Source organism: uncultured Thermosynechococcus sp. (assembly GCF_937958135.1).
GTDB lineage: Bacteria > Cyanobacteriota > Cyanobacteriia > Thermosynechococcales > Thermosynechococcaceae > Thermosynechococcus.
In genome coordinates this window covers 1-10338 of record NZ_CALGOG010000076.1, presented here as the reverse complement: position 1 = coordinate 10338, position 10338 = coordinate 1, and the positions used below count along the sequence as shown (strand labels likewise).

The 10338-nt window shown below is 54.8% G+C and carries 10 protein-coding genes and 1 pseudogene; 6 read left to right on the top strand and 5 right to left on the bottom strand.

What is annotated here, in order from left to right:
• Positions 1-141 (bottom strand): annotated as a pseudogene (locus Q0711_RS09545) (photosystem II D2 protein (photosystem q(a) protein)); the annotation flags it as partial.
• Between the two features lie 531 nt (positions 142-672).
• Between Q0711_RS09545 and rbfA the strand changes: the two are divergent.
• Positions 673-1053: a 30S ribosome-binding factor RbfA gene (gene rbfA, locus Q0711_RS09540; protein WP_298613285.1), complete on the top strand. Its 381-nt coding sequence runs from the start codon at positions 673-675 to the stop codon at positions 1051-1053.
• Here the strand turns inward: rbfA and Q0711_RS09535 are convergent.
• The 3 genes from Q0711_RS09535 to Q0711_RS09525 form a co-directional block, all read right to left on the bottom strand.
• Positions 1050-1937, bottom strand: coding sequence for a sulfite exporter TauE/SafE family protein (locus Q0711_RS09535; protein WP_298613282.1), 888 nt, complete (start codon positions 1935-1937; stop codon positions 1050-1052). The genes rbfA and Q0711_RS09535 overlap by 4 nt on opposite strands.
• A 3-nt stretch (positions 1938-1940) precedes the next feature.
• On the bottom strand, positions 1941-2483 hold the full coding sequence (locus Q0711_RS09530; protein WP_298613280.1) for a rhodanese-like domain-containing protein: 543 nt from the start codon (positions 2481-2483) through the stop codon (positions 1941-1943).
• A gap of 67 nt (positions 2484-2550) precedes the next feature.
• Positions 2551-3249 carry an MBL fold metallo-hydrolase gene (locus tag Q0711_RS09525; RefSeq protein ID WP_298613277.1) on the bottom strand — a complete coding sequence of 233 codons (699 nt, stop codon included), beginning with the start codon at positions 3247-3249 and terminating at the stop codon, positions 2551-2553.
• A 167-nt stretch (positions 3250-3416) separates the two neighbouring features.
• Between Q0711_RS09525 and Q0711_RS09520 the strand changes: the two genes are divergently transcribed.
• The 5 genes from Q0711_RS09520 (at position 3417) to Q0711_RS09500 (ending at position 9844) form a co-directional block, all read left to right on the top strand.
• Positions 3417-4880 carry an FAD-linked oxidase C-terminal domain-containing protein gene (locus Q0711_RS09520; protein WP_298613274.1) on the top strand — a complete coding sequence of 488 codons (1464 nt, stop codon included), beginning with the start codon at positions 3417-3419 and terminating at the stop codon, positions 4878-4880.
• Positions 4880-5896: a cobalamin biosynthesis protein CobW gene (cobW, locus tag Q0711_RS09515; RefSeq protein WP_298613271.1), complete on the top strand. Its 1017-nt coding sequence runs from the start codon at positions 4880-4882 to the stop codon at positions 5894-5896. Before Q0711_RS09520 ends, cobW begins: the two co-directional genes overlap by 1 nt.
• Before the next feature lie 6 nt (positions 5897-5902).
• Entirely contained in the window at positions 5903-8215 is a 2313-nt protein-coding gene (locus Q0711_RS09510; RefSeq protein WP_298613268.1) for an NAD-binding protein, read from the top strand.
• Positions 8216-8294: 79 nt separating this feature from the next.
• A complete protein-coding gene (locus Q0711_RS09505) occupies positions 8295-8945 on the top strand; it encodes an FHA domain-containing protein (protein ID WP_299042394.1) in 651 nt (216 codons plus the stop codon).
• Positions 8946-8962: 17 nt separating this feature from the next.
• Positions 8963-9844 (top strand): MnmC family methyltransferase, encoded by an 882-nt coding sequence (locus Q0711_RS09500; protein ID WP_298613263.1) that lies wholly within the window; start codon positions 8963-8965, stop codon positions 9842-9844.
• On the opposite strand, the gene Q0711_RS09495 is transcribed toward Q0711_RS09500, so the two are convergent.
• A partial coding sequence (locus tag Q0711_RS09495; protein WP_299042392.1) for a M50 family metallopeptidase occupies positions 9837-10338 on the bottom strand: 502 nt, incomplete at its 5' end. The two genes, Q0711_RS09500 and Q0711_RS09495, sit on opposite strands and share 8 nt — an antisense overlap.

Below are 10338 nucleotides of genomic sequence, written 5' to 3'. Positions count from 1 at the left end.
GCCGCCGAGGGCAAGGTAGGCGCAGGGAAACAGGAGAATGCCTGACCAGCCGACAAAGACAAATCTGTCACGTTTGAGCCAGTCGTCGAGGATGTCGAACCATCCCCGCTCCGCTGGCGCTCGTCCAATCGCGATCGTCATGGAATTAAATCCTCTTGCAGATATAGATGCCAGATTTAGAACCTTACAGTTGCTGGTAGGGCATTATCGGCTCCTTACTTAGGAGCGATCGCTCCAGCATCCTGTTAATTTGGCTTTAATAAATGAGAAACCCATCCCTCGCTGACGCTTAAGTTAGTAGGTGATTTTACCTAGTCACTGTTGGCGTTCACCAAGGGTAGGTTAAGCTTCCCATCAGCATTTGCTGCGGGAGAACTATATTAACGTGATAGCGGAATTCTTACGAAATATCAAGGTGATTGTTGCCTAGCCTCCCCGGTTTCTCATTTTTGAGCAGGGGTTGTAATTCACCGAAACAGTAGGAAATTGGGGCCTGAACCGAAACAGAACGCCAGTAAGAAATGTTAAGTATTGTAAACCGCTGCCAGTGGTGACTGCCATAGCAGTCTTGGGCGATCGCCCGCAACCTAAGGAACTCGGCGATGGCTGTCTTGATAAGATAGGAGAGGTGCAGAATCGTCTTTACCACCAATCAAGAAAAGGAGGCCCGCCATGGCAACAGAGCGACGGGTAGCACGAGTAGCAGAATTAATCAAACGGGAAGTGAGTCAGTTGTTGATGTATGAAATCCGCGATGAGCGGGTGGGGGCGGGCATGGTCAGTGTCACGGATGTAGAAGTTTCTGGTGATTTGCAACACGCCAAAATTTTCGTCAGTATCTATAGCACCGAGGAGGTACGCCGCTCAACCATGGCAGGTCTGAAGGCCGCTTCGGGCTTTGTGCGACGGCAACTGGGGCAGCGCATTCGCCTACGACGGACACCTGAGGTGGTGTTTATTGAAGATCGCTCCCTAGAGCGGGGGAGTCGCATTCTCGCGCTGCTCAATCAAATTGGGCAACAGCAGAGTGCCTCAAAAGCCCCAGAGTCCTAAGTGGGGCTTCGCTTTGTGGGAACCGATGCAGTGAGGTAGTGCCTCGCCGGCAGAGAGGAGCTTTTGCTGCGCTGGGGGGGTGCCAGTAGCGTTTTCAGGATAACAAAGGTGGCAATACCAATTAAGAAGTAGCCAAAGCCCTGCTGGAGTCGTTTGGCGGAGATGTAGTGACTGAGGTAGCTGCCGAGAACAGAACCACTCGCTGCTGCTAAGGTTAGGGTCAGGGTCAAGCGTGGATCCAAGTTAACGGTGCCCAGATAGCCCCAAACCGCAGCTACAGCGTTGGCAGCAATAATTAGGAGTGAGGTGCCGATCGCCTGTCGCATGGGAATTTTCCCCAGCAAAACAAGGGCAGGCACAATGGCAAAGCCCCCACCAACACCCACCAGTCCTGTCAGAATACCGACACCCAAGCCCTCTGTGGGTAGCCACAGCCAGCAGTACTTACATACTGGGGGGCTATAAAGCTGACTTTCTAAAAAAACTTCTGGAGGCGTGAGTTCGGGCGCAGGGGGGCGCTGCTGCCGCCGAATCATTAAAATTGCCGCCACCATCATGGCAACGGCAAAGAGTAAGAGCTGCACGGTATCGGTAATCCAAGGCAGGGCAGCCAGTCGCGCTCCGAGGTAGGCACCAACCATTGTTGCTGAACCAAAAACCAGGGCCAGACGTAAGTTGACGTAACCGCGCCGCCACTGGGGAATAACCGCCAGCAAACTGACGGTGCCAACAATCACAAGGGTCATCGGAATCGCGACTTTAGTCTCAATGCCCATGACATAAACCAATACCGGTAGGGCAAGAACTGAACCGCCGCCCCCCAATAGACCAAGACTCAAGCCGATGGCGATCGCCAGTCCGTGCCCCAACCAGTAACTCAGCATTGGCTATTTTCCCTTGGGGCGATTAAAGGGCAAGCGCATGAGCAGTTGAGCCAGTAGGCAGCGGCCACTGAGACCGGCAAAGAGCATGCCCAGGCCGACAAAGCCCGACAGGAAGAAAAATCCTGCGTTGACGGTAAAGCCCAAGATCACCCCTGTGAGAATTAAGCTACCGGCCGTAATTTGTACCTGCCGCATGATGCTGAGGGGAGCATTGGCAGCGCCCCGCACAGCGTAGCCCATCTGTTTCCAGCGCTGGATGCCTCCTTCGAGGTTTTTCAGGTTTTGGAACCCCCGCCGGGCAAGGATTTCGTAGGCCATCTGCGAGCGCCGACCCGACTCGCAGTAGAGCACCACCCGCGTGTCGGAGCTACAGGGAGGCTCCAGCTCCTGCACATTGGCCAAAGGGCACAGCAGCGCCCCCGGAATGTGGGCATTGTTGTACTCATTGGGTTCCCGCACGTCAATGAGCAGGACTTGTCGCTGCTGCAGGGCATTGTGGAGTTCAGCAGCAGAAATAAGGGGAGACTCAGTGGTTGTTGTGATCATAATTTTTGGTTTCTAACCTCGTGACTGAAGGATAGGTAAAAAACAGGGGCCATCAGGAGTCAAGGGATTAAACAGCCGCAGCAACCCTCCCACACTGTTGGTTAGCGGGCACTGCCTCCATGATTTTCTTGGGATCGGGCAGATTCAGGTTAGCCATAAACTCAATGAACTGCTGGCGATCGCGACCCACAAAGCGAGGATTAAAGCGTTTCTCCTCACCGATAGTAGAAACCGTGTGACCACGATAGTCATGGCCGGGATAGACTAGGGTAGAGTCGGGAAGCGTAAAGAGTCGCTGCGTTACCGCATCATACATTGCCCCCGCATCACCACTTTGGAAGTCGGTGCGCCCGCAGCCCCGAATAAAGAGGGAATCACCCGTCAGTAGGTGAGTGCCGTTGACCAAGAAGGCCATGTGGCTATCGGTGTGCCCCAAAGTGGCAATTCCCTGAATCGGGATACTGCCCACATGAATCACTTCCCCGTCTTTAATATGGCCATCGGCGCAGTCCACAGCTGCATTTTCAGGGACAAGGGTTTTGCAGCCCGTGCGCTCACGGATTTTACCCGCGCCGGTAATGTGGTCGGCGTGGACATGGGTTTCCAAGCAGTAGCGCAACTTTAACCCCAATTGCTCAATTAACTGCACATCCCGATCCACCTGTTCGAGGACGCTATCCACCAAGGCAGCGTCACCTGTGGCTTCATCGGCAATGAGGTAGGAATAGGTCCACGTGTCGTAGTCAAAAAGTTGGCGAAATAGCATAGCGCGCTCCAGTAGGGGGTAAAGCGTGGGGCAGGATTGTTTAACCCTAAAATGGTTACTACTTAATCTTATAACTATTTAGTAAGTAAATGTCAAATCCCCTCTGCCCCCATTGTTCTGAGGGGGAGTCAATTTACGATAGAAAAGGTGGGTTCACAGCAGTGGAGATGTCCACATTACGGCAAATTACCCCTTGGCAGCGGGTAACGGAGGAGCTAACGGCCATCGTCGGCAAGGAGAGTGTCATCACTAACCCAGCGGCCGCCCTAGTGTATGAGTGTGACGGTCTATCCATGTATCGGCAGCGACCCAAGCTTGTCGTGCTTCCTCAGACCACAGCGCAAGTTTCTGCCGTCCTCAAAGTGTGCGATCGCTATCGAATTCCCTTTGTTGCCCGTGGCTCAGGCACTGGCTTATCGGGGGGCGCACTGCCCCACACGGAGGGAATTCTCATTGTCACTTCCCGCATGAACCGGATTCTAGACATTGATCTGGCCAATCAGCAGGTGGTAGTGCAGCCGGGAGTCATTAATGCGTGGGTTACCCAAGCGGTTGCTGCTCAGGGCTTTTACTATGCCCCCGATCCATCGAGCCAAATTATTTGCTCCATTGGCGGCAATGTGGCTGAGAACTCCGGCGGTGTTCATTGCCTAAAGTATGGCGTCACCACAAACCATGTGCTCGGACTCACGGTGGTTCTGCCCAATGGGGAAATTGTGGAACTGGGCGGTGCAGCCCCGGAAATGCCCGGCTATGACCTCATGGGGGTTTTTGTTGGCTCGGAGGGGACGCTGGGCATTGCCACGGAAATTCGGCTGCGGGTTCTTAAACAGGCGGAGGCGATCGCCGTTCTCTTGGCGGATTTCCCCACCATTGAAGCAGCCGGGGAAACGGTTTCTGCAATTATTCGTGCCGGAATTATTCCCGCCGGCATGGAGATTATGGACAACCTGAGTATCAATGCCGTGGAGGATGTGGTGGCGACCAACTGCTATCCCCGCGATGCCGCTGCCGTCCTGCTGGTGGAAGTGGATGGCCTAGAGGCGGAAGTGCCCTTCCTGCAGGAGCAAGTCATGCGCATTTGCTATGCACAGGGGGCACGCCATGTGACGGTGGCCACAGAAGCCGAAGACCGCCTGCGCCTTTGGCAGGGTCGCAAAGCCGCCTTTGCCGCTGCGGGTCGCCTCAGTCCCAACTATTTTGTCCAAGATGGAGTGATTCCCCGCAGTCAACTGGCCACTGTCCTCAGGGAGATTGAACAACTCAGTCAGCGCAGTGGCTATCGCATCGCCAATGTCTTTCACGCCGGCGATGGCAACCTGCATCCTTTGATTCTCTACGATCAGTCGGTTCCCGGTGCCCTTGCGGAAGTAGAAGCCTTGGGGGGGGAAATTCTCAAGCTCTGTGTGCGCTTGGGGGGAAGTATCTCTGGAGAGCACGGGATTGGCAGTGATAAGGTCTGTTTTATGAGCGAAATGTTTAGTCCGGCAGATCTAGAAACAATGCAGCAGGTGCGCGCTGCGTTTGATCCAAAACGCCTCGCCAACCCCGAAAAGGTGTTTCCAACCCCCCGAACCTGTGGCGAAGCCGCCCATCAACTCAAAGACTTTCCCAACATTGAGGCCTTTTAATGAGTGCAAAAATTCCAGTCACAATTATTACCGGCTTTCTTGGGAGTGGCAAAACCACGCTGATTCGACACCTGCTCCAGAATGCCGCCGGCAGGCGTATTGCCGTGATTGTCAATGAGTTTGGCGATGTCGGCATTGATGGCGAGCTGTTGCAGTCCTGTGGCGATCGCGCCATGGGCATCTGGGAACTGACCAATGGCTGTCTTTGCTGCACGGTGCAGGAGGAGTTTTTGCCAACGATGCAAGCCCTCTTGGCACGGCGGCAGGAGATTGATCACATTGTGATTGAAACCTCAGGACTGGCACTGCCTAAACCCTTGGTCATGGCCTTCCGTTGGCCAGAGGTACGCCACGCAGCAACGGTAGATGGGGTGGTGACCGTTGTGGATGGGCTGGCTTTGGCAGCGGGTCAAGTGAGCGCTGATTTAGAGGCACTCTTTGCCCAGAAGGAGGCGGATCCAAACCTCCAGCATGAAGAGACGCCCCTTGAGGAACTCTTTAATGATCAACTGGCCTGTGCCGATTTGGTGATTCTCAACAAGGCCGATCAACTGACTCGGCAGCAGGTGGAACAGCTCCTGAGGGAACTGCGCCGTCAATTGCCCCCACGGATTAAGCTGCTGGCGGCGCAGCAGGGACAAGTGCCTGCGGACTTGTTGTTGGGCTTTAACGCCGCCGTTGAGGAGAACTTGGGGCAGCGGCCAAGTCATCACGATTTTGAGGAAGAGCACGATCACGACGCAGAGATTCAAGCAGTTTGCTTGGAGATGGGGACTTGGGATCTGCAACGCCTGCGCCAATCCCTTGAACGATTACTGCAAGTGCCTGACATTTACCGCATCAAAGGCTTTGCAGCCATTGAAGGCAAGCCGATGCGTCTTGTGGTACAGGGGGTCGGTCAGCGGTTAGACTGGTTTTACGATCGCCCGTGGCAATTAGCAGAACCCCGTCAAACCCGCCTTGTGGTGATTGGTCGTCAGTTGGAGCAACAGGCCCTGCTTTCCTATTTTGGCTAGAAGGATATGGCGAGCCTTGCGGAGGTCATCGATCGGCAACTGCGCCAGCTATTAGGTAGCAGTGCCACTTGGTTTGTTGACCGGGGCGATCGCCACCTGGCCATTTGGATTGAGTCCACTCAGGTTGACCTTGACCGCCTCACCCGCTGGGGCACTCTCCTGCGGCAGAAGTGGCAGGAGGGAAGTCTCCTTCTGTTTGTGGCTGAACCCTATCAATCCTTTCCCTACTGGTGGAAATCGTGGTCTGCTCCCGCGGTAGGAGCGTCCATTACCCAGTTGGGAGAGGGGGGTGGCCGCGATCGCTTTATTATCTGTGGTCTTGGTAGTTTGGGGCAGTTTTGCATCCAAAGCCTGCGCCGGTTTGCGGCTGATCACTTGGCCATTGAAATTTGTGCCATTGAACGCCACCGCAACATTGAATGGGAAATTCCCCAGTTGGCGGAGTTACTCAGTGAACCTGTCGTTATTGGTGACTGTCGGCAGGAAACAGTTCTGAAAGCCGCTGGCATTGATCGCTGCCGCACTCTCCTAGCGGTGACGAGTGATGAGGCCACCAATATTGCTACGGCGCTTGTGGCTCGCCGCTTAAATCCCCATGTCCACCTCGTGGTGCGCTCCAGTCGCGATAATCTCAACGCCCTTTTGGCGAAAAAGTTGGGGAGCTTTGTTGCCCTTAATCCGACGGAGCTGCCGGCTCCTGCTTTTGCCTTGGCAGCCCTTGAGGAGGATATTCTCGCGGCGTTTACAATTGAGGGGCAACAGTTTCGAGTGTGGCAGCAGACCGTCACTGCCGAGAGTCCGCTACTGGGTACCCCTGTCCACCGTTGGCAGCGCCGTCATCAACGCCTAATTAGTATCCGCTCCTGCCATTCGCAGCTCTCTCTCTTCCAGCCGACTCGCCCCCATCGTCTTTTTAACCATTGGCCACCGGATTTGCACTTTGAAGTGGGAGATCGCCCTATTTGGATTGAGCGCGTGGAAGTTGTCAAGTCCTTTGGCCCTCCAGCCTCAAATCCCCTGCAGCAACGGCTACAGCAACTGCGCCAACTCCCTGAGCAGGTGCAGCAATTTTGGCAGTGGATCCATGGCGATCGCTCCCGCGAATTAATTTTCAGGGGACTCTGGATAGGCAGTGGTCTGTGGCTTTTGACAGCCCTCCTGTTGCGCTACAACGTCCCTAACCTCAATTGGCAAAAGGCCTTTGCTGCGGGGTTTATTCTCCTACTGGGGGGCTTTGGCGATCTCTTTGGCGGGCTAGAAAATGATCCTGTGCCCCCCTGGCTACTCGTGGTCTGTATTTTGGTGGCAGTTGTCAGCATCCTCTTTATTGTGGGTGTCTTGGGCCTGTTGGCCGAGAAACTCCTAGAGGCGCGGTTTGAGTTTATCAAGAAACGTCCGCCTCTGCCCACGGCAGATCATGTGATTGTGGTTGGTCTAAATCGTATTGGCCAACAGGTGGTGCAACTGCTGCGCACCTTTCGTCAACCCCTCGTCCTACTGGTGGACAACCCAGAGCAGACCCAGCTCTTTGAAGACCTGCCAATGCTTTTTGGCAGCATTACTGAGAAACTTCCCCAAGCCCATTTAGAGAGTGCCAAAAGCCTAGTTCTTACCACTCCCGACGAGATGCTGAACCTTGAGGCGGCTCTAATTGCCCGCCAAGCCACAGAGCAGCGCCAGTCTCCGATTGGCTTGGTCATTAGCATCTATGATCCTACTCTCACCGATGATTTACGGGAGCTTTTACCCCGTGCCCGTCCCCTCTGTGCCTATGCCCTAGCAGCAGAAGCCTTTGCCGGCGCCGCCTTTGGCGAAACCATGCTTGGTCTGTTTCAGATTGATCAGCAAACCGTTCTGATTGCCGACTATACCGTTACCGCTGGGGATACCCTTGAGGGCAAGTTAATTGGAGAAGTGGCCTATGGCTATGCAGTCATTCCCGTCTTTTACAAGCGCCACGAACAGTTTTTGGGCGGGGAGACCAGTCAACAATTTTTGCCCAGTGATACACTGCAACTTGCTGCGGGCGATCGCCTGATTGTCTTGGCCACGATTGATGGCCTACGGCGGGTTGAACAGGGGAAAATGGCGCCTCGCCGCCAGTGGCGGCTGTGGGTGGGTCTCCCCCGTAATGCAGAAGCCGCCCTAGAAATTAGCAACTTGATTACAAAAATCACGGGTTTGCCCCTGCCGCAATCGCGGGCTTTTATCCAGCAACTTCCTGCTGCCCTCACCCTCGAACTCTATGAACCCCAGGCTTTTCGCCTTGGGCAACAACTGCAAGCCCTAGCCCCAATACGTCTGTTTCCCCTCACTTAACTTAATTTAGGAACTTGGGCGATACCGCTGTTTGCAACTCAGGCTAAGATGTTGGGTAAAATCAGTTTCAGGTGTTCCCATGAATACCCATCATGAGCACCATTTGCTCCGCATTGAAGATGAAACGGGCAGGCGCACGGTTGCCTTGGAGGCGGCCACCTATTCCATTGGTCGCGATGTTACAAATGCAATTGTCATTCATGGTCACGGTGTCTCACGGCAGCATGCCCTGCTGCTGCGGATTCCTTCCCCCGATGGCTATCGCTATCGCGTGGTGGATGGCAATGCCGATGGTAAACCCAGTGCCAATGGCATCCTAGTCAATGGCCAGCGCGTGCAAAGACACGAGTTAAAGGATGGAGATGAAATTAACTTTGGTGGATCCGTCAAGGCGCACTACAGCATCATGTCAATGGGGGATGCCGAATTTATCAAGTATTTGCAGAGTGTCAACTACCACAGCATTAAGGCGGTGCCCTTAACCTCAACCGTTACCCAAGCAGAGGAAGAGCTGAGCCAGCAGCAGCCACCCCACGAAACGCAACTGAATCTTCCACCCCCAAAACCTGCAGTGGTGAGTCCAGAACCTGTGCCAGGGGCAAAATCCTCTCCCCCTTTGCTGCTGATAATTGGCGGTATTGTTACTATTCTTTTGGTTGCAGGGGTCGGTGTTGTGATGCTGAACCGCTCTCCCGAACCCCAACCGCAGCCACCCGCTCAAATGCCGTGATGACCTCTTCTCAGCAGATGGCTGCTTTGACCCCACTCTGGCAGCCTCGAGCGACAGCGGACGGTTCCTTTACATTTTTTTCTTCCGAGTTTGGCGAAACTTTCCATAGCCTTGAGGGAGCGCGCCAAGAAGCCTTTGAAAAGTTCGCGATCGCCACTGCTCTGCCGACCCAAGCCCAAGCCCCCCAGTTGCAGCTTTTGGATATCTGCTATGGCTTAGGCTACAACACCGCCGCGGCCCTAGAAGTTATCTGGCACCACAATCCTGCCTGTCAGGTCACTGTGGTTGGCTTAGAGCTAGATCTCCGCGTTCCTCAAGCAGCATTGGCAGTGATGCCCCCTTGGTCAGCGCCGGTTCAGGCAATTCTTGAGAGACTGGCTGAGGGACAGCAGGTGAGTACCCCACAGTGCCAAGCACAGCTTTTAATCGGCGATGCCCGCCAAACCATCCAAGACCTTGTTCGCCAAGGATTTCAAGCAGATGCAATTTTTCTTGATCCCTTTTCACCGCAGCGCTGTCCGCAATTGTGGACGGTGGAGTTTCTCAGCCTAGTTGCTCGGTGTCTGGCACCAGAGGGATATTTGGCCACCTATTCGCGGGCTGCGGCAGTTCGTTCAGCCCTGCGGGAGGCCGGTTTGCACATCGGGACGCTCCCAATTGGGGCACCGCAGCACAGCCATGAATGGGCCCAGGGAACCGTCGCCCGCTGGCAAGCAGATCACCTGATTCCCCTTTCACAGCTAGAACAGGAACACTTGCAAACCCGCGCCGGAATTCCCTACCGCGATCCCCACCTGCGGGATAGTGCGGAGACAATTCGATTGCGCCGCCAAGCCGAGCAGCAGGTCTCTCACCGTGAATCCACAAGCCGCTGGCGCAACCGCTGGGGCATTACCTAGGGCGGGTATAGGCCACTCTGAGGCTCCACAGCAGCAGTCCTAGGGTCAGCACAGTAATGAGCGCTCCCCACAGCCAATAGGGGAGCCAAAGGTAGTGTTGTAAAAGACCTGTGTCGGAAAGCTGTCCCCCCGCAATGGCGTAGGTAAAGAGGTAGTCCACCTGCTGGAAGGTACTAATACAGGCCTGCACGCCAAGGAACTGAATGGAAAGACCCTTGAACCAGTGATTCCCGTGAGAGGCCACCAGGAGGATGGCAATGCCCACCCCTGTCATAAAGACAATGCCAAAGAGCGATCGCACCCACAGGAACACCGAGGCCAAGATAACGATGCCAAGTGCTTTGAGACAAATGTCTGTAGTGCGATGGGAGCGGCTAGACAAAATAAAAATGCTGCCGGCGATCGCTGGCCCAAGGGGGCCACCCAGGGCAACCAAGGCATGTCCCAAACGCCCCAGCAGCACCTCACCCCCATAGCGGGCAAACCCGGAGCCA

Excerpts from the sequence above, each read along its gene's own strand:
- rbfA (WP_298613285.1), top strand. The coding sequence starts at position 673 with ATGGCAACAGAGCGACGGGTAGCACGAGTAGCAGAATTAATCAAACGG.
- Q0711_RS09535 (WP_298613282.1), bottom strand. The coding sequence starts at position 1,937 with ATGCTGAGTTACTGGTTGGGGCACGGACTGGCGATCGCCATCGGCTTG.
- Q0711_RS09530 (WP_298613280.1), bottom strand. The coding sequence starts at position 2,483 with ATGATCACAACAACCACTGAGTCTCCCCTTATTTCTGCTGCTGAACTC.
- Q0711_RS09525 (WP_298613277.1), bottom strand. The coding sequence starts at position 3,249 with ATGCTATTTCGCCAACTTTTTGACTACGACACGTGGACCTATTCCTAC.
- Q0711_RS09520 (WP_298613274.1), top strand. The coding sequence starts at position 3,417 with ATGTCCACATTACGGCAAATTACCCCTTGGCAGCGGGTAACGGAGGAG.
- cobW (WP_298613271.1), top strand. The coding sequence starts at position 4,880 with ATGAGTGCAAAAATTCCAGTCACAATTATTACCGGCTTTCTTGGGAGT.
- Q0711_RS09510 (WP_298613268.1), top strand. The coding sequence starts at position 5,903 with ATGGCGAGCCTTGCGGAGGTCATCGATCGGCAACTGCGCCAGCTATTA.
- Q0711_RS09505 (WP_299042394.1), top strand. The coding sequence starts at position 8,295 with ATGAATACCCATCATGAGCACCATTTGCTCCGCATTGAAGATGAAACG.
- Q0711_RS09500 (WP_298613263.1), top strand. The coding sequence starts at position 8,963 with ATGGCTGCTTTGACCCCACTCTGGCAGCCTCGAGCGACAGCGGACGGT.